Genomic DNA, 21,965 nt, shown 5'->3' with positions numbered 1-21,965 from the left:
GGCTCTCACATGGTGATGGAAACAACAAGCGCTGCCACCGACAAGATCCGCTGCGATGCCTGTCCGGTGATGTGCTACATCAAGCCGGGCGCAGCAGGCGCCTGCGACCGCTATGCCAACCACGGCGGCAAGCTCGTCCGCGTCGATCCCCATGTGATCCTGGAGCGCACCGTCTCGCACGGCGGCAAGCTCGTGCCGTTCAGCCGCACGGAAGACTGGGACGGCAAGATCGTCCACGAGCCTTCGACCTTCGTGACGGCGATCGGCGCGGGCACGACCTATCCCGATTACAAGCCGGCGCCGTTCATCGTCTCCGCGGAAGTCGATGGCGTCGACATGGTGACGGTGGTCACCGAGGGCATCTTCTCCTATTGCGGCGTCAAGGTGAAGATCGACACCGACCGCTACCTTGGGCCGGAGACCGCAACGGTTCGCGCTCAGGGCGAGGCGGTCGGTCACGTCACCACCAGCGAATACGGCTCGCAGATGCTGTCGCTCGGCGGCGTGCATCATCTCACCGGCGGCTCCAAGAAGGAGGGGCGCGTCACCTGCGACACGCTGATGGATCTTGCCAATTGCAGGGCGGTCGAGCTCACCATCGACGGCGGCGCTACGGTGGTGGTGCAGGCCGGCCAGCCTCCTGTTGTCAACGGCGAGAAAGAAGAGCGCATGCGCGTCGGCTGCGGCTCGGCGACCATCGGCATGTTCGCCAAGCAATGGCAAGGCAAGGTCGACGAGGTGGTGGTGGTCGACGACCACATCACCGGCGTGCTGAGCGAGCACCAGGCTGGCAAGCTCCTCGACATCGCCGACACCGGCATCAAGATGAAGGGCCGGCGCTCGACGCCCGGCCGCTATTTCCAGGTCGCCGATCCTGGCACCGGCTGGGGCGGCACCAATATCTCCGATCCGCTGTCGATCCTCGGTCCATTCGATGCCAAGGAGGCCAGGCCGGGCCTCACCATGCTGATGGTCTCGACGACGGGCGAGCATTCTTCTTACTATGTGCTCGATGACGCCTTGAAGCCGGTCGAGACCGAGATGCCTGATGATCTGAAGTTCTCGGTCGAGCGCATCCAGGAGAATTGCGAGCCGGCGCTGTGCACGGTGCTGTTCATGGCCGGTGCCGGCGGCTCGTTGCGAGCGGGTGTCACCGATAATCCGGTGAGGCTGACGCGTTCGGTGAAGGATGCGCTGACGCGCGTCACCAGCGGCGGCGCGCCCGTCTATGTCTGGCCGGGCGGCGGCATCACCTACATGGTGGACGTGACGCAGATGCCGTCAGGTGCGTTCGGCTATGTGCCGACGCCGGCGCTGGTGGCGCCGATCGAGTTCACGATGAAGCTGTCGGACTACGCCGCGCTCGGCGGGCACATGGACTATGTGAAGCCGCTGTCCGAGGTGCAGAACGGTGACGATGTCCGCCAGCTGCCCTGGCAGAATCCGATCCCGGGACCGCGGCCATGACAAGGCTCCCGCAAATCGCAATGCTGTCCGATGGCCGGCGGCTGCATTTGCAGGATGGACCGATTGATCTGATCATCGAGGCGAGGGGGCCCGCGCACGAGGTGCAGGCGGCCTATGAGGCCGCGGCGCGCCGATTGACCGGGCTGCTCGACGAGCTCTGTGCGGAGCTGCCGGAGTTGCGGGCGGCCGCAGGGGAGCGGACGTCGCTCAGGGGCATGGTCGCGCGCCGAATGCATGCGGCTGTTGCGCCTTACGCCTCCGATTGCTTCATCACGCCGATGGCCGCGGTGGCGGGAAGCGTGGCCGAGGAGATTCTCGGCGCGATGCTGGACGCCGCGTCGCTCGACCGCGTCTATGTCAACAACGGCGGCGACATCGCGCTGCATCTCGGGCGGGGCGAGCATTTTGCGGTCGGTCTGATGGACCGCCCTGACAGTGACGGCGTGATCCGCACGATGAGGGTCGATGCGGACGATCCCGTGCGCGGCATCGCAACCAGCGGACGCCATGGCCGCAGCTTTTCCCTGGGCATTGCCGATGCGGTGACGGTACTGGCCGCCACCGCATCGCAGGCCGATGCGGCGGCGACGATCATCGCCAACGCGGTCGACCTGCCGGGCCATCCCGGCATTATCAGGCAACCCGCCAACGAGCTCCAGCCCGACAGCGATCTCGGTGCGCGTCTCGTTACCCGCAACGTCGGTCATTTGTCACAGAGGGATATCGCCGCAGCGCTGGAATCTGGCGCGGAATGTGCACGGCAATTATTCGATCGCGGATTGATCGAGGGTGCCGTGCTCAGGCTTTGTGGTGATATGCTTGTCGTCGGAACCAAGGATATAAGAGAGCAGCGATCGCGCCCGCTTGCGCTGGAGAACGCGGTCGATGCCTGAGCAGGGAAGCGAAGCATGAGCGCGATCATCCGCAAGATCGTCACCGTCGTCGAAGAGACGCAGATGGAGATGGGCCGCCAGGTCTCGCCACCGACCCGGCGCGCCGCTGCGATCGCCGTGATCGAAAATCCCTTTGCCGGAAGATACGTCGAGGATCTTTCGCCGTTGATCGCGATCGGCGAGGAGCTCGGTGAGCTCCTGGCGAAGCGCGCGGTAGCCGCGCTCGGCATCGACGGCGCGAAGGTCCAGAGCTACGGCAAGGCCGCAGCCGTCGGCGAGAACGGCGAGCTGGAGCATGCCGCGGCGATCCTCCATCCCAAGATGGGCGCGCCGGTGCGGAAGGTGCTGAGCAAGGGTGCGGCGCTGATCCCGTCGTCGAAGAAGCGCAGCGGCCCCGGCACGACGCTGGATATTCCGCTCGGCCACAAGGATGCGGCTTTCGTGCGCAGCCATTTCGACGGCATGGAGGTGCAGATCAACGACGCGCCGCGCGCCAACGAGATCATGGTCGCGGTCGCCGTCACCGACAGCGGCCGTCCGCTGCCGCGCGTCGGCGGATTGACGATCGGCGAAATCAAGGGCGAAGACGGTTTGCGTTAGAAGGCGCAAGAGAGTTCAAAATTGGAGGTAGGGATGCGAGCACGAAACTATTTTGTCGGCGCGGCCTTCGCGCTTCTGGCTGTGGGCATCGGCCATTCGGCTGTGGCGGAGGACATCAAGATCGGCGAGATCAACAGCTATTCGCTGTTGCCGTCCTTCACCGAGCCCTATCGCAAGGGCTGGCAGCTCGCGGTCGAGGAGATCAACGCAGCCGGCGGCATCAACGGCAAGAAGCTCGTCGTGATCTCCAAGGACGACGGCGGCAAGCCGGCCGATGCGCAGACCGCGGCCAACGAGCTCGTCTCCAGCGAGGGCGTCGCGATGCTGACGGGCACGTTCCTGTCGAACATTGGCCTCGCGGTCAGCGACTTCGCCAACCAGAAGAAGGTGTTCTTCCTCGCGGCCGAGCCGCTGACGGACGCCGTGACCTGGGCCAAGGGCAACAAGTACACCTTCCGCCTGCGTCCCTCGAACTACATGCAGGCTGCGATGCTGGTGGAAGCTGCCAGCAAGCTGCCGGCCAAGCGCTGGGCGACCATTGCGCCGAACTATGAGTACGGCCAGTCGGCCGTCGCGGTGTTCAAGAAGCTGATGTCGGAGAAGCGTCCTGACATCCAGTGGGTCGACGAGCAGTGGCCGCCGCAGGGCAAGATCGACGCGGGTCCGGTGGTGCAGGCCGTGGCGCAGGCCAATCCGGAAGCCATCCTCAACGTCACCTTCGGCCCCGACCTCGTCAAGCTCGTCCGTGAGGGCAATACCCGCGGCCTGTTCAAGGGACGCGAGGTCGTGTCGTTCCTGACCGGCGAGCCCGAATATCTCGATCCGCTCAAGGACGAGACGCCCGAGGGCTGGATCGTCACCGGCTATCCCTGGTACTCGATCAAGACGCCCGAGCACGATGCGTTCCTGAAGGCGTATCAGGCCAAGTACAACGACTATCCGCGCCTCGGCTCGATCGTCGGCTACCAGACCATCAAGGCGGCCGCTGCGATCATCGCGAAGGCCGGCTCGACCGACACCGACAAGATGATCGCGGCGGCCGAGGGCATTTCCATGCCGTCGCCGTTCGGCGAGATCACGTTCCGCAAGATCGATCATCAGTCCACGCTCGGCGCCTTCGTCGGCAAGACCGCGCAGAAGGACGGCAAGGGCGTGATGGTGGATGCGTCCTACAAGAAGGGCGCGGATTATCTGCCTGGTGACGCTGAAGTCGAGAAGCTGCGGCCGAAGGACTGATGCTTCCTCACTTCTCCCTCGCCCCGCTCTTGCGAGGAGAGGGTTGGGGTGAGGGTCTCTCTCCACGCTCCGCGCTCGTGGAGAGAGCCCCTCACCCGGATCGCAAGGGCGATCCGACCTCTCCCCGCAAGAGCGGGGAGAGGTGAAATTCAGACCAACCCGGACCGCCGATGGCCTTTTACGTCGTACAGTTTCTGACCGGTCTCGCCAGCGCAGCGTCGCTGTTTCTGGTGGCCTCGGGCCTGTCGATCATTTTTGGCGTGACGCGGATCGTGAATTTCGCGCATGGCGCCTTCTACATGATCGGCGCCTATATCGCCTTCACGCTGACCGAGCGCTTCTCCGGCGCTTTCGGCTTCTGGGGCGGCGTGGTCGTCGCGGCGCTGGCCGTGGCGTTGATCGGCGTCTTCGTCGAGATGGTGCTGCTCCGGCGCATCTATCACGCCCCCGAACTGTTCCAGCTGCTCGGCACCTTCGGCCTCACGCTGATGGTCGAGGATCTCGTCGTGCTGATCTGGGGGCCCGACGATCTCGTCGGCCGCCGGGCGCCCGGCTTCAGGGGCGCGATCGATTTCTTCGGCCAGAACATCCCGAGCTACGATCTGTTCCTGATCGTGCTCGGCCCCGTCGTGCTCGGTGTTCTCTGGCTGCTGTTCCAGCGCACGCGCTGGGGCGTCTTGGTGCGCGCGGCGACGCAGGACCGCGACATGGTCGCGGCGCTCGGCGTGAACCAGAAATGGCTGTTCACCTCGGTGTTCGCCGTCGGTGTTTTCCTCGCAGCCCTCGGCGGCGCGCTCCAGATCCCGCGCGACGCCGTGCATCATGCGATGGATCTGCGCATCATCGTCGAAGTCTTCGTCGTCGTCGTGATCGGCGGGCTCGGCAGCATTGTCGGCGCCTTCGTCGCGGCGGTGCTGGTGTCGGAGCTCAACGCCTTCGGAATCCTGATCTTCCCGAAAATCTCGATCATCCTGGTCTTCCTGGTGATGGCGGTGGTGCTGATCGTCCGTCCCTGGGGCCTGTTCGGCAAGCCCGAGGCCGCCGCGCGCAAGACGCCGGGGCTGTCAGTCAATCCGTGGCGGCCGCTGACGTCGAACGAGCGGTTGGCGGCGCTTGCCGCACTTGTCGTCGCGGCGATGCTGCCGCTGTTCGCCGGCAATTACGCGCTGACCGTCGGCTCGGAGATCGCGATCTTCGTGATCTTCGCCGTCAGCCTGCATTTCCTGATGTCGGTCGGCGGGCTCGCCTCGTTCGGTCACGCCGCCTATTTCGGTTTGGGCGCCTATGGCGTGGCGTTCCTTGCCAAGATGGCGGGGCTGCCGATGATCGTCTGCCTGTTGCTCGGGCCGCTGCTCGGCTGCCTGGGGGCGGCGGTGTTCGGCTTCTTCGCCGTGCAGCTCTCCGGCGTCTACTTTGCGATGCTGACGTTGGCCTTCGCGCAGATCGTGTGGTCGATCGCGTTCCAGTGGGTGAGTGTCACCGGCGGAGACAACGGCATTCTCAGTGTCTGGCCTGCGAGCTGGGCGGCAAGCCCGTCGCACTTCTACTGGCTCGCGCTTGGGATAGCCGCGTTGGTCACCATTGCGCTGCGGATCGCGGTGTTCTCACCGTTTGGTTACGCCCTGCGCGCCACGCGGGACTCGGTGCTGCGCAGCGAGGCGGTCGGGATCAACGCCAAGCGCATCCAGTGGACGGCCTTCGTGATCGCGGGCACCACCGCGGGCATCGGTGGTGCACTGTTCGCGTATCTGAAAGGCAGCGTCTTCCCCGACAATCTCGGCATCTCGCTCTCGGTCGATGCGCTGGTCATGGTGCTGCTCGGCGGCGTCGAAACGGTGTCGGGCGGAGTGATCGGCGCGATCGTCTACAAGGCTCTGAACATCTGGCTGGTGAGCCAGACCGATCTGTCGAAACTGGTGCTCGGCGGCTTCATCGTGCTGATCGTCGTCGTCTTCCCCAAGGGTATCGTTGGCATGCTGGAGATTTTGGCGCAACGACGTCGCAAGTCATCGCCGCCGGGATCGTCCCTGCTTGCCAAGCCGATCGAGTCCGCCGAATGAGCGTCGCACCCCCACTTCTCGCGGTCGAAGGCCTGACCAAATCCTATGGCGGCATTCATGCCGTGCGCGGCGTCTCGTTCTCGCTTCAATCAGGCGAGATACTGGCGCTGATCGGCCCGAATGGCGCGGGCAAGAGCACCTGCTTCGACATGCTCAACGGCCAGAACCAGCCTGACTCCGGACACGTCCGACTGCTTGGCGAAGAGACTACCGGCAAGAAGCCGCGCGACATCTGGCGCATGGGCGTGGGCCGCACCTTCCAGATCACCGCGACCTTCGCCACCATGACGGTGCGCGAGAACGTTCAGGTCGCGCTGATTTCGCATGGGAAACAGCTCTACAATCTCTGGGGCTCCGCGCCTGATATCGATCGCGCCGAGGCCGGCCGGCTGCTCGAACTGGTCGGCATGGGCGGCTACGCGGACCGCCCCTGCGGCGAGCTCGCCTATGGTGACCTCAAGCGGCTTGAGCTCGCGGTCGCGCTCGCCAACGATCCAAAGCTGCTCTTGATGGACGAGCCCACCGCCGGTATGGCGCCGCGCGAGCGGGTCGAGCTGATGCGGCTCACGGCTCAAATTGCCAAGGAAAAGTCGATCGGCGTGCTCTTCACCGAACACGACATGGACGTGGTGTTCGAGCATGCCGATCGCATCATCGTGCTCAACCGCGGCACGCTGATCGCCGAGGGTTCGCCTTCCGAGGTGCGCGGCAATCCGCAGGTGCAGGCGATCTATCTCGGCGAGGGCCTTCTCTACGATGCCCAGCATCGCGAGGGGGCCTCGGCATGAAGCTTTCGGTGCAAGACCTCAACAGCCATTATGGCCCTGCGCACATCCTGTTCGACATCGGATTCGAGGTCGGCGAGGGCGAGGTGGTGGCGTTGCTGGGCCGCAACGGCGCCGGCAAGTCGACCACGTTCCGCTCGATCGTCGGGCTCGTCGCGCAGCGCACCGGCCGGATCACCTTCGAGGGCAAGGACGTCTCGGCAAAGCCGACGCACGAGATCGTGCGCGAAGGGCTCGGCTATGTGCCGGAAGAGCGCCGCATCTTCACCGATCTCACGGTGGAAGAGAACCTCGAAGTCGGCCGCCAGCCGAAACGTCCGAACGCTCCCTATTGGACGCGCGACAAGCTGTTCACGCTGTTTCCCAATCTCGGCGAGATGAAGAACCGCCCGGGCGGGCGGATGAGCGGCGGCGAGCAGCAGATGCTGACCATCGCCCGCACGCTGATGGGCAATCCGTCGCTGGTGCTGTTGGATGAGCCGTCGGAAGGCCTGTCGCCAAAGATCGTGGAGCAGATGGTCGATGCCATCCTGACCATGAAGAAGGAGGGCGTCAGCATCGTCGTCTCCGAGCAGAATCTGCACTTTGCGCGGTTGATCTCCGATCGCGCCTACATCATCGAGCGCGGCCGCATCTGCTTCGGCGGCACCATGGCCGAGCTCGACGCGCGTCCGGATATCCGCGACGCGCATCTGTCGTTGTAAGGGCGGGGGACGGATGGCGAGAAGCGTCACGGCGAAGAAGAACGTCAAACCGGCAAAACCGCCTTACGTGCTCGACGAGCAGGTCGGCTTCATCCTGCGCCAGGTCTGGCAGCGCCACAGCTCGATCTTCTCGCGCGATATCGGCACCAACCTGACGCCGACACAGTGGGCCGCGCTGTCGAAGCTCGCCGAGACCGGGCCGTGCTCGCAGAACCAGCTCGGCCGGCTGACGGCGATGGATGTCGCCACCATCAAGGGCGTCATCGACCGCCTGACGGCGCGCGGTCTCACCGAGACCAGCCAGGATCCCGAGGACGGGCGACGGCTCCTGGTGAGCCTGACGCGCGCCGGTCAGCAGCTTGCGGAAAAGCTGGCGCCGAACGCCATTGCGATTACCCGCGAGACGCTGGCGCCGCTGGATGCCAAGGAGCGCGAGTTGCTGATGGCGCTGCTGAATAAGCTAAGGTGATGGTCTTGTAGGGTGGGCAAACGCGCAACGCGCCGTGCCCACCTCCTTTGTCCATTTGCAAAGACGTGGGCACGCTTCGCTTTGCCCACCCTACCGCATTATGCTTTGGCTCACTTCGCCACCACCTCCGGCACCTTGCCGGCCGGCGGGGTGTTGCGGCTGCGTTGAGTCCGCACGATGCCGTCGATGATGGTCATGCCGATGCCGGGGAGGTCGCCGAGCTGGACGCTCTCCAGAATGTTCTTGCCGGGCGAGTGCTGCGCCTTGTCCATGATGACGAAATCGGCGGAGCGGCCGACTTCAATGAGTCCGCAATCGAGCTCGCGCATCCGCGCGGTATTGCCGGTGGCCAGACAGAACGCGATCTCGGCCGGCAGCTCGCCGAGCGAGGACAGCATCGAGACCATGCGCAGGATGCCGAGCGGCTGCACGCCTGAGCCGGCGGGCGCGTCGGTGCCGAGGATGACGCGGTGCAGGTCGCCCATCTCGCGCGCGGTGCGCAGCGTGAACAGGGCCGAGCGCTCGTTGCCGTTGTGAACCAGCTCGAGGCCGCGTTTACAGCCCTCGCAGATGCAACGGATCTGATCGTCGGGAAGCGCCGTGTGGCCGCCGTTGATATGGCCGACCACGTCGGTATCGGCCTCCAGCACCACGTCCTTGTCGATCAGGCCGGAGCCGGGGATCGAGGGGCCGCCGGTATGGATCGTGCTCTGGATGCCGTATTTGCGCGCCCAGCCGACCATCTTGCGTGCGGTGGGACCGTCCTTGACGCCGCCAAGGCCGACTTCGCCGAGCAGCTTGACGCCGTTGGCGGCCATCTCCTTGAAGTCTTCCTCGACCATCTCGCATTCGATCACGGGCGCGCCGGCGTGAACCTTCACGCCGCCCGGTCGCAAGGTCCAGAACGCGCGCTGGGCGAACACGGCCATCGCCTTGAGGCCGACGACGTCGCGCGGGCGGCCGGGCATGTGGACTTCACCCGCCGAGATCATGGTGGTGACGCCGCCATGGAGGTAGCTGTCGATCCAGTTGATCTGGTTCTGCCGCGGCGTCCAATCGCCGGCGACGGGGTGAACGTGACTGTCGATCAGGCCCGGTGCGACCGTGGTGCCGTGGGCGTCGACGATGGTCGTGGCACCTTCGACGTTGCAGTCCTTGAAGCGGCCGATCGCGGTGATCTTGCCGTTCTCGGCGACGATGGTGTCGCCGTCCAGGATCGGCTTTTCCAGGGCGCCGGAGAGGATCAGGCCGATATTGCGGATCACGAGCTTCGAGGGTCCGGCGGCCTGGGGTGCGTCATGCGCCATGGAAGGGGCTCCTTATTCCTAACTGCAACGCTAGCGATCTTGGGCAGCCTTGACCGCGGGATCAAGCAGGATTATTCATTAGTACACGAATGATCGTGTACAAACGATGCATGGCTGGACCGCCTCGAAGACCGCAGATGACGCGACAGGGAAGGTGAGATGAGCAATTTCAATCAGGAAAGCGTTTTGAGCGTCCACCACTGGACCGACACGCTGTTCTCCTTCAAGACCACCCGCAGCCCGACCTTCCGCTTCCGCAACGGCGAGTTCACCATGATCGGGCTCAAGGTCGGCGAGAAGCCGCTGCTGCGCGCCTACAGCGTCGCCAGCGCCAATTACGAGGACACCCTCGAATTCTTCTCGATCAAGGTGCCGGACGGACCGCTGACCTCGCGGCTCCAGCATTTGAAGGAAGGCGACGAGATCATCGTCAGCCGCAAGGCCACCGGCACGCTGGTGATCGACAATCTGGAGGAGGGGCGCAACCTCTACCTCATCGGCACAGGCACGGGCCTCGCCCCGTTCCTGAGCGTGATCAAGGACCCCGAGACCTACGAGCGGTTTGAGAAGGTGGTGCTGCTGCACGGCTGCCGTCACGTCAAGGAGCTCGCCTATGGCGAGATGATCACCGAGCTCCTGCCGAAAGACGAACTGCTCGGCGAGTACATCCAGAACCAGTTGATCTACTATCCCACCGTGACACGCGATCCATTCCGCAACCGCGGCCGCATCACCGATCTCATCACCTCGGGCAAGCTGTTCGCCGACATCGGCCTTCCGGTGCTGGAAGCTGCCCACGACCGCGTCATGATCTGCGGCAGCCCGGCTCTGGTCGCCGACACCCGCGTGCTCTTGGGCGAGCGCGGTTTCGCCGAGGGCAATCATGGCGAGCCGGCCCAGTTCGTGGTCGAAAAGGCCTTCGCCGAGCGCTGAGTCCAGAATTCCTGCCCAAGAAGACCGTATTTTCGCCTTCCGGCGGGCGTTGCCCCGCCGATTCGGCGCTTGATACACTGTGGGACCGAATCAGCGGAGTTCCCACATGGTTGCGGACAGCGACAGCAACATCGCCTGGCACCGGGTTCAGTTGAAGAAGAATCGCGCCGAGTTGAAGGCGCTGGAGACCGCGCGCTTCACCATGGGCGAGATCGCGTCCTCGAAGCGCGACGGGCAAACCCAGAAGGCGATCGCGGAACTGAAGCGCAAGATCGCGCAGTCCGAGCGCGCCATTGCCGACCACGACAAGCGCACGCGCCGGCCGCTCGGCACAGATCTGCAAAGCCTGAGCAATGGCAGCTGGAGTCACTGGGACGCCTACACCAATCAGCAGCAGCGCAAGGCCGGTCCGCGCTCTCAGGGGCGCGGTTAGTTCCGCTGCGCGAGAAGGGCTGGTTGCGGCCCTTGCGCCAGCGGTCTCGCTCACCATCTGGTTGAGGCGCCACCAACCATCCCGGTGATTCCATGGCACCGCGCCTCGATTTCACCAGCGAGACCTTCTTTCGAGATCCGCCCAAGGCCATCGCGGCCCTGCGCGCGACCGGACCCGTGGTCGCGACCCGCTTTCCGCTCGTCGGCGATGTCTGGATCACCACGACCCACGATGCGACGGCGCAAGTGCTGAAGGACAGCACGATCTTCACGCTGCGCAAGGAAGATGGCGACGTGGCCGGCCTGCGCTGGTGGATGCCGGGGCTGATCAGGACCATCGCCAACAACATGCTGACGATGGACGAGCCTGACCATACCAGGCTGCGCAGCATCGTCGACGAAGCCTTCCGCCGCCGCGCCATCGTCGCGATGGAGCCGCGCATCCACGCCATTGCCGACGATCTTGCCGCCGGGTTGTTCGCGAGCGGAAGCCCGGCCGATCTCGTCGCGCGCTATGCGCGCATCCTGCCGCTGTCGGTGATTTCGGAGCTGCTCGGCCTGCCGATGGCCGATCGCCCGCGCTTCATCGCGTGGGCCAATGCGATGTCCTCGCTGACGAACGTCGTCAGCTTCTTCCGCCTGCTGTTCGCGGTCCGCAGGATGCGAAATTATCTGGCAGGGCAGCTGCAGATCGCGCGCGAGCGGGGTGGCGAGGGTCTGATTGCCGAACTGGTCCAGGTCGAACGCGAGGGCGGCGAAATCGGGCCGGACGAAATGGTCTCGATGGTGTTCCTGCTGCTTGCGGCGGGCTCGGAGACCACCACGCATCTCATCAGTGGGTCGGTTTACGAACTGCTCCGGAGTCCGGGTCTGCGTGACTGGCTGGAAGAAGACTGGAACCGCGTCGGGCTCGCCGTCGAGGAATTTCTGCGTTTCGTCTCGCCGGTGCAATTTTCAAAACCGCGCTATGTGCGGCGGGATGTCGAGCTCGACGGGGTGCAACTGAAGAAGGGCGATCGTGTCATGGTGATGCTCGCCGCCGCCAACATGGACCCGTCGGTGCACGACCGGCCCGGGCAGCTCGATCTCGAGCGCAAGCCGAACCGCCACATCTCTTTCGGCACGGGAATCCATTTCTGCCTCGGTCATCAGCTGGCGCGGATCGAAGGCGCGTGCGCACTCAAGGCGCTGTTCACGCGCTGGCCGCGGCTTGGTCTTGCGGTCGATCCGTCGCAGATCCACTGGCGCAAGAGGCCCGGTATCCGTGCGATCGCGAAACTTCCCGTGGTGGCAGAGACAGGCGGAACATCTGACGCGGCTGCGCCGTTCGCGACAATCGATCGTTCCCTTGCTCAGGTGAACTGACGCACCTCTGCGAAACTATCACCGTGTGCGATCTGCCAGGAACGAGGCTCGGTGACGTCGGTTGTCACCGAGAGCTTGCAGCGATGATGGCCTACGAGTTCCGCGCCAACCGCCCGCAGGGCTTCACATTCATCAGGAGGCAGCATCATGACCAGCAAAATGCCACCTGTTCCTCCGGACAATCAAAGCCGAAAGGGAACTGGTGACGACAAGCAGATGTCGGCCAACCAGGCACCACGCGGCCGGCAACGGGTGGAGAACCCGAACGAGCAGGGACAGCAGGGCAACATCAAGCAGAACACGACCAATCAAGGCTATCAGCAAGACCGCTGAGGAGGGCGACATCCATGTCGACATCCACCAAGACTCCGAACAGCATTCGTCAGGGCGGACCCGGCGCCTCGCACGAGAACGCGAGGGCGCGGCTTGAAGTCAACAAACCGCCTGCGGACGATTCACGCCGTAGCCACAGCCGCGTCTCGGGGGGTGGAGGCGAGCACGACTCTCATCACGCGCACGATCCGGCCGGCAAAGGCAAAGGCAAGTGAAGATCGGAGATCCCAATGCAAGGCAGAAAAACTCACGAGCAGCAGGTACGAATTCTCGAGCGCAAGCCGGACGTTCCGGACGCGCGAGAGCTGGATTGGGCTTTGGACCGCCATGCCGACGACACCAGCCGTCGTGCACAGCGAGAGGTGCCGGCGCAACAGAAGCACTGAGCCTTCAAGAAGCGATCACGGCAAGAGGAGAGAGCAATGCCAGGTGGTCACGGCAGCAAGACGCATTTCAGATCCGGCGTGCACGGTAAGGGCGACGGCACCGGCGCATTGACCGACGTACCGAAGGAGATGATTGGCGACAACATGGTGCTGTCCAACCGCGACAAGAAGCAGCACTCGGACATTCGCGGCATGGACGGCAAGTCCATCCAGACCGAGCAATATCAGGATCATTCGGCCAACCGGCTCGATGAGACCGACGAGACCTGAGAGGGCGGTCCTCCCGCCTGACTTGCGGACTGGCGTTCAGCCGGTCCGCCTTTTTGTGGAAGCCAGATCGCGTTCCCAGCCGAACACGGAGCGGCCGTCGAGGTCCGGTGATGCGGTACGTTCACCTGCAATGAACGACTCGACCGACGGTCCACTCACCGTGCGCTCAAGGCGCCGCGCCTGATCGTCGAGGCGCTTGATCGCCTGCATCTCCTCCTCGCGCCCGAGCTTCGCGCCCTGGATCGCGCCCTTCAACACGCGGATGGTCTCGTCATAGACCTTGATCGGAACGGGATAAGGATGCCGATCCTTGCCGCCATGGGCGAGCGAGAAGCGGGCGGGGTCCTTGAAACGATAGGGCGCGCCGTGCACGACTTCGGCGACCATGGCGAGCGAGCGCACGGTGCGCGCGCCGACACCGGGTGTGAGCAAAAGGTCTGGAAAGTCGACCGGCCCGCGTTCGGCGGCGGCTGCGAGTGTGCCGTGCAGGCGGCGTGCGAACACATCCTTGGGCCTGACATCGTGATGATCAGGCATGATCAAATGCGGCAGCATGGCCTGCGCCGGTTCGGCTGCGGTGCCGGCAAGCCGCTCGAATTCGGCGAGGATGCGATCGGGACCAAGATCGCTGAGCAGGTCGAGCTGCGCGGTGCGCGAGACGCCGGCGCGATGGTCGGTCAGATTGACGATCTCGCCCTGCTGCGGCCCGTCGATCGCGCTGTGCGGCGCATCGACAAAGCTCTTCAGTGCCTCCGAATGCCAGTGATAGCGCCGCGCCTGGCGCTTGTCGCCGTTCATGCCCTGCTGCACCACAGTCCACTTGCCGTCGGCGGTAACGAAGAAGCCGTGCAGATAGAGATCGAAGCCGTCCTGCACGGCGGCACTGTCCACCTTTGCCACGAGGCGGCTCGCGCGCGTGAGTTTCGCGCTGTCGAAGCCGACGCGCTCCCCGAGCTGCAGCAGCTCATCCGGCGTCTTGCGCGAATGCTGGCCGCGGCCGCCGCAGACATAAATGCCAAGCTCGTCCTGGAGCGGTCCGAGCCCGCGCTTCAGCGCACCGATCACGGAGGTCGTGATACCAGAGGAATGCCAGTCCATTCCCATCACGGCGCCGAACGACTGGAACCAGAATGGGTGCGAGAGCCGTTGCATGAACGCATCGCGGCCGTAATGGTGCACGATCGCCTGCGTGACGATCGCGCCCAGCGAAGCCATGCGGCTTGCCAGCCACGGCGGAACCCGTCCGGTGTGGAGAGGAAGATCGGCGCTGCCGGTGCGTCTGGTCATGTGCGCTCCAAACTAGCGCAATTCGGCACGGTTGCACCAGAGGAATGCTGCGTTGCACTGCGCGGGGGAGCGAAGCGCGTTGGAACGCGTTGGCGCTGCAGCGAATGCAATCCGGGGACGTGAATGAATTGGCAGGTTGTCATGGCCGACATCGACAAGATGTTCGGATGGGTGCCATCATGGTTCATCGGCCTCGGCCTGGTCGTCGGGGCGATGATGATCGCATTGTCGTTCTACCGATTCGCCGTATGGCTGCTCAATCGCGCCTTCGGAACCCGGCTTCCACTGCTAGGCGTGTTCATCGAGCGCACCTCCGGTCCGGCCCAGCTGGCGCTGTGTCTGGCTGCCGTTGCGCTGGTCCTCCCGCTCGCGCCCTTGGACGATGCGTTCCGCACGCCCCTGACGCGCCTGTTCGTGGTCGCCTTCATCGCGCTGATCGGGTGGATCTCGATTCGCATCGTCGACATGAGCGCCGCGCGCTATCTGCAGAACTTCCGCGATGTCACCGAGAACTTCGTCGCGCGCAAGCACGTGACGCAGATTCGCGTGTTCAAACGCGTCACCGACACCATCATCGTGATCATCACGGTATCCGCTGCGTTGATGACGTTCGATTCTGTCAGGCAATATGGCGTCAGCCTGTTCGCTTCGGCGGGCGCCGCCGGTATCATCGTCGGCCTTGCCGCGCGGCCGCTGCTCAGCAATTTGATCGCGGGTTTGCAGATCGCGATCACCCAACCGATCCGGATCGAGGATGCCGTCATCATCGAGAACGAGTGGGGATGGGTCGAGGATATCGCCGCGACTTATGTGGTGATCCGGCTCTGGGATTGGCGCCGCATGGTGGTGCCGCTGTCCTATTTCATCGAAAAACCATTCCAGAACTGGACCCGCGACACCGCGTCCCTGATCGGCGTGATCGCGCTGCACGTCGACTACCGTGCCGACGTGCCGCGCATCCGGCGCTGGCTGGAGGGAGCGGTGAAGGAGTCCAAGCTCTGGGATGGCGCGGTGGTCAATCTCCAGGTGATCGACGCGGATTCCCGCACCATCGAGCTGCGGGCGCTGGTCAGCGCCCGCAATGCGCCGCAATCCTGGGACCTGCGCTGCGAGATCAGGGAAAAGCTCATTGCTTTCATCCGCGACGAAATGCCGGAAGCCCTGCCGCGCGAACGCGCGATCCTGATCCCCTCGGGCGGCGATGCTGACGAATTCCCGCAACGCGTCGCGCCGGAGAAGATGCGCGCGAGCGCGCATAACTGATCATCGCGATCAGCGGGCGCTGACCACGGCGGCGTCGGCTTGCCGGTCACGCCGAGCGCGTGGCTTGCGCAATTTCCGCCGTGCCCAGATCAGGAGGCCGGTCGACAGCAGTGTCAGCAGAGCGATCGACGTCACCACATTGAGCGGCGCGGCGATCCCGGCGGACCAGTTTCCCTCATGAATCAGGCGAGGCCAGTTGCGCGGCAGCGGAGTGACACCGGATGAATCCACGGCATAGGCGCACAATTCGTCGCTCTCATAGATCCGCGCCATCACGCGGCCGCCCCGTGCGCCGATCGAGATCACATGCGAGAGATCATGGGAGGCCGCGATCAATCGCACCGCATCGGGCAGGGCGATTGGGCGTCCTGTGGAGGCGGGAGCAGACCCGCTCTGCAACGTCAGGCCGAAGGCCATGAACAGGCCTGTGAGCGGGCTCAAGAGGATCAACGGCAAGGTGAACCAGGCGGTGCCCTTGTGCCATCCGGACATGGTGTTGCGCAGCCTCGGCAGCCCCATCAGGATGCCGAGCGACATCAGACACACCATGGCGATCGTCGAACTCGTCACGAGCCAAGCCTGGCCCAGCAGTCGTTCATGCGTGATGCGCGCCAAACGGAAAAGATCGGAAAGACCTGACCCGGTGGCGGCGGGCTCGCCCGTTGCGAGGTCGATCGCTGGACCTGCCGTGCCCTGCAATGTCATCCGCTGTGCGCCGGCATTGATCGAGAGCCCGCGGGCCTTGCCATCTGGATCATATCGCTTCACCAGCTCGACGATATGCGCGGCTTCGATCGGCGCGCCGCCGATGCCGCTCACTTGCACCATAGGCTCGAAGGACAGGATCAGCCCGGTGGCGATGATCGCGAACAGGGGAAGCGCAAAGACCAGCGTGATCCAGCGATGCAGTTTCAACAGGAAAGGCTTGTTCATTCTCGGTCTCCGGCGATGCCAAGCTTTGCTCGCCCAGCGCGCCCCCGAAGACAAATGACGCTTTATCCATGTTGTTACGTTGATCTGCAGCAAATGCAGCCAGTCACGCCGCGAAACTGCGATCGCCAATCGTTCGCAGCCTCGCGCGTCGGCCGCTTCGGAAGAGTTACTGCGCGCGAATGTCGGCGGCTCTCAACACGGGCTCCCATTTGGTCGCCTCCGCGTGCATGTAGGCGTCGAAATCCTTGGCAGAGGAGCCGACCGGAGCTGCCCCGATCTTGCCGAGCGTCGACAGCACGCTGGGATCCTGCAGGGCGGCCTTGAGATCGGCCTCGAGCTTCGCCACGATCTCCGGCGGCATCTTTGCCGGGCCGAGCACGCCCCACCACACCGAGACGTCGTAGCCGGGAACGCCGGATTCGGCGACGGTCGGGACATCGGGAAGCGCCTTGGACCGCTCGGCCGAGGTCACCGCGAGCGCGCGCACCGGACCGCCGTCGAGCTGGCCGATGGCTTCCGCGAGCGGATTGATGCTGAGCGGGATTTCGCCCGATATCACGGCCGTCAGCGCCGGGGCGCCGCCCTTATAGGGGATCGCGACGATCTTGGTGCCGGACATGTACTTCAACAGCTCTCCGGCGAGATGCGCCGAGGTGCCGTTGCCCGACATGCCGTAGGATAGCTTGTCCGGCTCCTTCTTGGCGGCGGCCAGGAGATCGCCGAGCGTTTTGTAAGGGCTGTCCTTGGCGACGACGATCGCCAGCGGGGAGGAGGCTACTTCAGTGATCGCGGTAAAGTCCTTGAACGTGTCATAAGGTACGCTCGGATAGATGAACTGATTGAGCGGATGGCCGCTCGCGACCAGGATCAGCGTGTAGCCGTCGGGGGCTGCCTGCGTCAGCGCCTGCGACGCGACGATGCCGCCGGCGCCGGGGCGGTTGTCGATCACGGGCTGCTGGCCCCAGGTCTTTGCGAGTGCCTGGCCGAGCGTACGCGCGAGGACGTCAACCGCGCCGCCGGCCGCATAGGGCACGAGGATGTGGACCGGCTTGCTCGGATAGGTGTCGCCGGCCTGCGCGGCACCGCCCAGCAGTAGGCCGGCGCTCAGCATCAGACCGCCGATTGTCTTGTTCAAACCCAGCATTATTCATCGCTCCCGGAGGGCACTCGCGTCCGTGCGGCTCGCCGTCCGAGCTGCTACCCATGCTGCATCGTTTTTGTTGACGAGACCTGATCTTTTGTACGATAGTACAAATTCCATGGTACGCAAGCCCACCAGCAAGGAAACGGCCCGCAAGCCGAACATGCGCGAGGCAATCCTCGCCGCGGCCGAGGAGCTGTTCGCCACCAACGGCTTCAATGCCGTCTCGGTGCGCGACATCGCGCAGGCCGCCGGGGCCAATCCCGGCAGCGTGACCTATCATTTCAAGACCAAGGACGGCTTGCTGCTGGAGATCTACCGGCGCCATTGCGGGCCGATGAACCTGCGGCGCTCAGAGCTGCTCGCCGCCGCCAGGCGCGTGCGTGATCTGCAGGACCGGCTGGAGGCGATCGTGCGGGCCTATGTGGTACCGGCCTTCACCTCGGGCAGCGATCTCGCCGGTGGTGGCGCGCGGTTCACGCGCCTGCGCGCGGTGATGTCCGCGGAAGGGAACGAGGTCGCGCGAAAGATCATCGCGCAGACGTTCGACGACACCAGCCATGCCTTCATCGACGCGATCCACGAGAGCCTGCCGCACATTCCCCGCACCGACATCGTCTGGCGCAGTCACTTCCTGCTGGGCGCGCTCTATTACTCGCTGGTGACGCCGGATCGCGTCTCGCGCCTGTCGCGCGGCCAGGCCGATGGCAGTGATGCCGCGAGCGCCATCGAGCAATTGGTGCAGGCCACCGTCGCCGCGTTCCAGGCGCCCGCTCTGGACCAGCCCGCACCGGCCCGGCGGCGAGCCCCTGCAAGTAATAAGACCTGAAAGAAATCGCCCGGGGGAGCGCATAGCAGCGCTTCCGCTCGCAAGCGGACATGTGACGGAGTGATGAGGACATGAACAGGCGAGAGTGCTTGCATCTCTTGACCGGACTGGCCGGCGCTACGCTCGCGAGTGAAGCGCGGGCGGAAGGAACCGAGAGGTCCATCCCGACGATCGCACCGCCCGACCCCAATCCCAAGACACCATCGTTCAAGCTGCCGCCAAAATCCTGTGACGGCCACACGCATATTTTTGGGCCGGCGTCTCGCTATCCGTTTTCGGAGAAGCGCCCGTACAACACCGCCGATGCGCCGCTGGAGACGTTCCGCAGCGTCCACGAGAGAATCGGGGTCGAACGTTGCGTGATCGTGAACGCCACCGTACACGGCACCGACAACCGTGTCGTCACCGACGCGATCGCGCAGAGCGAGGGCGTCTACAGGGGCATCGCCAATGTCAGCGACGAGATGACCGAGAAGGAGCTCGCCGCGCTCGACAAGGCCGGTATCTGCGGCTGCCGCTTCGCGTTTCTGAAGCGGCTCGGTGGCGTCGGCGACATGAACAAGTTCCAGCGCATCGTACACCGCGTTGCCGAGCTCGGCTGGCACATTGATGTCTATTTCGAGCCCGGAACGATTGCCGAGTTCGCGCCGGTTCTCACCGCGCTGCCGACGCCTTACGTGATCGACCACATGGGAACCGTGCAGGCGGGAAAGGGATTGGATGATCCCGGTTTCACCGCGCTTCTCGATCTGCAGAAAAGAGATGAGAAGTGCTGGGTCAAGATTACCGGCCTGGAGCGGGCTTCTGCTGCTGGCAAGCCGTTTCACGACGCCGTGCCGTTCGCGAAGGCGCTGATCGACAATGCGTCCGACCGCGTCATCTGGGGCACCGACTGGCCGCATCCGAATGTCAAGATCATGCCGAACGACGGTGAGATCGTTGATTTGATTCCCCTCTACGCACCTGACAAGGCGATTCAGCAGAAACTGCTGGTCGACAATCCCGCGCGCCTGTTCAAGTTCAGCTGATAGCGATGATGTACACGCCGACCATTCCGCCGCCCGATCCGAACACGCGCACGCCAAAGTTCAAGCTGCCATCGCTGTCCTGCGATGCGCACTGCCACATCTTCGGGCCCGGGGCGATGTACCCTTATGCGCCTGACCGTTCCTACACGCCGCCGGACGCGCCGCTCAAGGACTTCAAGGTCCTGCATGCGAAGCTCGGCGTGGAACGTGCGGTCATCGTCAATGCCAGCGTGCACGGCACCGACAACACGGTCGCGCTCGACGCGATCGCGCAAAGCAATGGCGCCTATCGCGCCGTCGCCAATATCGACGACACCATCACCGAGCGCCAGCTTCGCGTGCTGCACGAGGGTGGCTTCCGCGGCTGCCGTTTCAACTTCGTCCGTCATCTCGGCGGCGTTCCTGACAAGGGCGTGTTCAACCGTATCATCGCCATGGTCGCGCCGCTCGGCTGGCACATCGATCTGCATTTCGATGCCATCGACCTGCCTGAATATGCCGATATGCTGACAAAGCTGCCGCTGAGCTACACGATCGACCATATGGGACGGGTGAAGGCCTACGAGGGCCTCGACCAGCTTCCGTTCAGGATTTTGATCGAGCTGATGCAACGCGACGAGAAGTGCTGGGTCAAGATCTGTGGTTCCGAACGCGTCTCCTCGGCCGGCCCGCCATTCACGGATGCGGTGCCGTTCGCGCGAAAGATCGTCGAGACGGCGCCGGACCGCGTCATCTGGGGCACCGACTGGCCGCATCCCAACGTCAAGGTGATGCCGAACGATGGCGATCTCGTCGACCTCATTCCATTGTTCGCGCCGGAGCCGGAATTTCAGCACAAGATCCTGGTCGACAATCCCGCACGCCTGTTCGAGTTCGACCGATGACCGCGATGGCGATCGACAAGCCGCGCGGGCGCGCCTGGTGGAAGGAGCTCTGGATCCAGGTGCTCATCGCCATGGCGGCCGGCATCGCGCTTGGCATCGTCAACCCTGAGGCTGGGGCCAAGATGCAGCCGCTCGGGGATGCCTTCATCAAGGCGATCCGGATGCTGATCGCGCCGATCATCTTCTGCACCGTCGTCCACGGCATCGCCCATATGGCCGATATGGCCCGCGTCGGGCGCGTCGCGGTGAAAGCCATCATCTATTTCGAGGTAATGACCACGATTGCGCTGGTCATCGGTCTGGTCGCGGTGAACCTGCTCAGGCCAGGCGCCGGGATGAACATCGACCCGGCGAGCATCAATGCCAGCACGGTCGAGCCTTATGTCAAGCAGACCGCGGTGATCGGCTTCGTGCCGTTCCTGATGAACATCGTCCCAGTGACCTTCATCGGCGCCTTTGCTGAGGGCAATATACTCCAGGTTCTCTTCATCGCCGTGCTGTGCGGCTTCGCGCTGGTGCAGCTTGGCGAGCGCGCGGCGCCGCTGGTCAATCTGATCGACATTGCCGCGAAGATGGTGTTCGCCGTCGTGGGCTTGGTGATGTGGGCGGCGCCGCTCGGCGCGTTCGGCGCGATCGCCTTCACGGTCGGTAAATTCGGGGTGGGTTCGCTGGCCTCGCTCGGCAAGCTGCTGGGCGGGTTCTACCTGACCTGCTTGGTCTTCATCATCGTGGCGCTCGGCCCTGTCGCGCGGCTCTGCGGCTTTTCGCTGCTCAAGCTGATCCGCTACATTTGGGAAGAGCTGCTGATCTGCATCGCCACCACCTCGTCGGAGACGGTGCTGCCGCGGATGCTGACCAAGCTGGAGAAGGCCGGCTGCGAAAAGAGTGTGGTCGGGCTGGTGATCCCGACCGGCTATTCCTTCAATCTCGACGGCACCTGTCTCTATCTTGCCGCCGCTTCGGTATTCCTGGCGCAGGCGACCAACACGCCGTTGGGGCTCGCCGAACAGATCGAGCTGCTGCTGATCCTGCTCGTGACGTCAAAGGGCGCGGCGGGGATTGCGGGGGCTGCCTTTGTCGTGCTGGCGGCGACGCTGTCCGCTACCGGCACCATTCCGGTGACGAGCGTGGCGCTGGTGCTCGGCATTCATCGCCTGATGTCGCAGGGATTGACACCGACCAATCTGATCGGGAACGCGGTTGCGACCATCGCGATCGCCAAATGGGAGGGCGCGCTCGACGGTGAGCGCCTGAAGCGCGTGCTCGACGGCGAGGAACCCGTGCCTGCCGCGATTTAGTGGAATTGCTGCCGGCAAGACGCAGGCAGCCTATAATGTCGACGAAGCAAGAGGGGGGTCTC

24 protein-coding genes are annotated in these 21,965 nt (G+C 64.3%); 20 read left to right on the top strand and 4 right to left on the bottom strand.

What is annotated here, in order from left to right; genetic code table 11:
- The first annotated feature begins 9 nt into the window (after positions 1-9).
- The 8 genes from X265_RS24100 (at position 10) to X265_RS24065 (ending at position 8,214) form a co-directional block, all read left to right on the top strand.
- Positions 10-1,467, top strand: a complete 1,458-nt coding sequence (locus X265_RS24100) for a 6-hydroxynicotinate reductase (RefSeq protein ID WP_188637370.1) — start codon at positions 10-12, stop codon at positions 1,465-1,467.
- On the top strand, positions 1,464-2,360 hold the full coding sequence (locus X265_RS24095) for a UPF0280 family protein (protein ID WP_128967058.1): 897 nt from the start codon (positions 1,464-1,466) through the stop codon (positions 2,358-2,360). Before X265_RS24100 ends, X265_RS24095 begins: the two co-directional genes overlap by 4 nt.
- A 15-nt stretch (positions 2,361-2,375) precedes the next feature.
- Positions 2,376-2,960, top strand: a complete 585-nt coding sequence (locus X265_RS24090; RefSeq protein WP_128967057.1) for an amino acid synthesis family protein — start codon at positions 2,376-2,378, stop codon at positions 2,958-2,960.
- Positions 2,961-2,993: 33 nt separating this feature from the next.
- Positions 2,994-4,196, top strand: coding sequence for an ABC transporter substrate-binding protein (locus X265_RS24085; RefSeq protein ID WP_128967056.1), 1,203 nt, complete (start codon positions 2,994-2,996; stop codon positions 4,194-4,196).
- A 170-nt stretch (positions 4,197-4,366) separates the two neighbouring features.
- Positions 4,367-6,256, top strand: a complete 1,890-nt coding sequence (locus tag X265_RS24080; RefSeq protein WP_128967055.1) for an ABC transporter permease — start codon at positions 4,367-4,369, stop codon at positions 6,254-6,256.
- Complete coding sequence (locus X265_RS24075) at positions 6,253-7,044, top strand: ABC transporter ATP-binding protein (RefSeq protein WP_128967054.1); 792 nt, start codon at positions 6,253-6,255, stop codon at positions 7,042-7,044. Before X265_RS24080 ends, X265_RS24075 begins: the two co-directional genes overlap by 4 nt.
- Entirely contained in the window at positions 7,041-7,745 is a 705-nt protein-coding gene (locus X265_RS24070) for an ABC transporter ATP-binding protein (protein ID WP_128967053.1), read from the top strand. Before X265_RS24075 ends, X265_RS24070 begins: the two co-directional genes overlap by 4 nt.
- 13 nt (positions 7,746-7,758) lie before the next feature.
- The gene (locus X265_RS24065) at positions 7,759-8,214 is read left to right on the top strand and encodes a MarR family winged helix-turn-helix transcriptional regulator (RefSeq protein ID WP_128967052.1); all 456 of its coding nucleotides are present in this window, start codon (positions 7,759-7,761) and stop codon (positions 8,212-8,214) included.
- 110 nt (positions 8,215-8,324) lie between these two features.
- Here the strand turns inward: X265_RS24065 and X265_RS24060 are convergent, their stop codons facing one another.
- Entirely contained in the window at positions 8,325-9,521 is a 1,197-nt protein-coding gene (locus X265_RS24060) for an amidohydrolase family protein (protein ID WP_128967051.1), read from the bottom strand.
- Positions 9,522-9,680: 159 nt separating this feature from the next.
- Between X265_RS24060 and X265_RS24055 the strand changes: the two genes are divergently transcribed.
- The 7 genes from X265_RS24055 (at position 9,681) to X265_RS24030 (ending at position 13,240) form a co-directional block, all read left to right on the top strand.
- Complete coding sequence (locus tag X265_RS24055) at positions 9,681-10,454, top strand: ferredoxin--NADP reductase (RefSeq protein WP_128967050.1); 774 nt, start codon at positions 9,681-9,683, stop codon at positions 10,452-10,454.
- Positions 10,455-10,560: 106 nt separating this feature from the next.
- Positions 10,561-10,887 (top strand): hypothetical protein, encoded by a 327-nt coding sequence (locus X265_RS24050; protein WP_128967049.1) that lies wholly within the window; start codon positions 10,561-10,563, stop codon positions 10,885-10,887.
- A gap of 92 nt (positions 10,888-10,979) precedes the next feature.
- A complete protein-coding gene (locus tag X265_RS24045; RefSeq protein WP_128967048.1) occupies positions 10,980-12,251 on the top strand; it encodes a cytochrome P450 in 1,272 nt (423 codons plus the stop codon).
- Between the two features lie 147 nt (positions 12,252-12,398).
- A complete protein-coding gene (locus tag X265_RS24040; protein WP_128967047.1) occupies positions 12,399-12,584 on the top strand; it encodes a hypothetical protein in 186 nt (61 codons plus the stop codon).
- A gap of 14 nt (positions 12,585-12,598) precedes the next feature.
- Positions 12,599-12,799 (top strand): hypothetical protein, encoded by a 201-nt coding sequence (locus X265_RS41480; protein ID WP_128967046.1) that lies wholly within the window; start codon positions 12,599-12,601, stop codon positions 12,797-12,799.
- Positions 12,800-12,814: 15 nt separating this feature from the next.
- Entirely contained in the window at positions 12,815-12,970 is a 156-nt protein-coding gene (locus X265_RS40695; protein WP_164938341.1) for a hypothetical protein, read from the top strand.
- A gap of 36 nt (positions 12,971-13,006) precedes the next feature.
- A complete protein-coding gene (locus X265_RS24030) occupies positions 13,007-13,240 on the top strand; it encodes a hypothetical protein (RefSeq protein ID WP_128967045.1) in 234 nt (77 codons plus the stop codon).
- Positions 13,241-13,276: 36 nt separating this feature from the next.
- On the opposite strand, the gene X265_RS24025 is transcribed toward X265_RS24030, so the two are convergent.
- Positions 13,277-14,527: a DUF763 domain-containing protein gene (locus X265_RS24025; protein WP_128967044.1), complete on the bottom strand. Its 1,251-nt coding sequence runs from the start codon at positions 14,525-14,527 to the stop codon at positions 13,277-13,279.
- A 123-nt stretch (positions 14,528-14,650) separates the two neighbouring features.
- Here X265_RS24025 and X265_RS24020 point away from each other — a divergent pair, with 123 nt between their 5' ends.
- Entirely contained in the window at positions 14,651-15,790 is a 1,140-nt protein-coding gene (locus tag X265_RS24020; RefSeq protein ID WP_128967043.1) for a mechanosensitive ion channel family protein, read from the top strand.
- Between the two features lie 9 nt (positions 15,791-15,799).
- Here the strand turns inward: X265_RS24020 and X265_RS24015 are convergent, their stop codons facing one another.
- Together X265_RS24015 and X265_RS24010 are read right to left on the bottom strand one after the other, a co-directional pair.
- Complete coding sequence (locus tag X265_RS24015; RefSeq protein ID WP_128967042.1) at positions 15,800-16,723, bottom strand: PepSY-associated TM helix domain-containing protein; 924 nt, start codon at positions 16,721-16,723, stop codon at positions 15,800-15,802.
- 166 nt (positions 16,724-16,889) lie between these two features.
- Entirely contained in the window at positions 16,890-17,867 is a 978-nt protein-coding gene (locus tag X265_RS24010; RefSeq protein WP_128967041.1) for a tripartite tricarboxylate transporter substrate binding protein, read from the bottom strand.
- Between the two features lie 115 nt (positions 17,868-17,982).
- Here X265_RS24010 and X265_RS24005 point away from each other — a divergent pair, with 115 nt between their 5' ends.
- From X265_RS24005 to dctA, 4 genes are all read left to right on the top strand, one after another.
- Complete coding sequence (locus X265_RS24005; protein ID WP_128967040.1) at positions 17,983-18,693, top strand: TetR/AcrR family transcriptional regulator; 711 nt, start codon at positions 17,983-17,985, stop codon at positions 18,691-18,693.
- A gap of 71 nt (positions 18,694-18,764) precedes the next feature.
- The gene (locus tag X265_RS24000; protein WP_128967039.1) at positions 18,765-19,721 is read left to right on the top strand and encodes an amidohydrolase family protein; all 957 of its coding nucleotides are present in this window, start codon (positions 18,765-18,767) and stop codon (positions 19,719-19,721) included.
- Positions 19,721-20,605, top strand: a complete 885-nt coding sequence (locus tag X265_RS23995) for an amidohydrolase family protein (protein WP_128967038.1) — start codon at positions 19,721-19,723, stop codon at positions 20,603-20,605. Before X265_RS24000 ends, X265_RS23995 begins: the two co-directional genes overlap by 1 nt.
- Positions 20,602-21,903 (top strand): C4-dicarboxylate transporter DctA, encoded by a 1,302-nt coding sequence (gene dctA / locus X265_RS23990; RefSeq protein ID WP_128967037.1) that lies wholly within the window; start codon positions 20,602-20,604, stop codon positions 21,901-21,903. The genes X265_RS23995 and dctA overlap by 4 nt, the downstream gene beginning before the upstream one ends.
- Positions 21,904-21,965 lie beyond the last annotated feature (62 nt).

This window comes from Bradyrhizobium guangdongense, assembly GCF_004114975.1.
Lineage (GTDB): Bacteria > Pseudomonadota > Alphaproteobacteria > Rhizobiales > Xanthobacteraceae > Bradyrhizobium > Bradyrhizobium guangdongense.
The sequence above is the reverse complement of the archived record's forward strand: the minus strand, read 5'-3'. Positions and strand labels throughout refer to the sequence as shown.